This window comes from Streptomyces callyspongiae (assembly GCF_047200695.1).
Taxonomy (GTDB): domain Bacteria; phylum Actinomycetota; class Actinomycetes; order Streptomycetales; family Streptomycetaceae; genus Streptomyces.
Genome location: NZ_JBJZOM010000074.1, coordinates 1 through 227 on the forward strand (window position 1 = coordinate 1; position 227 = coordinate 227).

Here is a 227-nt window from a genome sequence, read left to right on the forward strand (position 1 = left end):
GCGATCGTCAAGGACATCCCCTCCCGGCTCACCCTCGACGACCTCTCCCAGCACCCCGCACCCGGAGAACTCGTCGCCAACGAGATCGGCCGCGTCGTCCTGCGCACCGCACAGGCCCTGCCCGTCGACGCCTACGCCGACAGCCGCCGCACCGGCTCCTTCCTCCTCATCGACCCCGCCGACGGCCAGACCCTCACCGCAGGCATGGCCGGCGACGCCTTCGCCGA

The 227-nt window shown here is 72.2% G+C and carries 1 protein-coding gene; it reads left to right on the forward strand.

Translation table 11 applies throughout. The features are described 5' to 3' along the window. The coding region (locus ACL06G_RS21570) for an elongation factor 1-alpha C-terminal domain-related protein (protein WP_412836535.1) at window positions 1-227 on the forward strand (227 nt) is incomplete at both ends.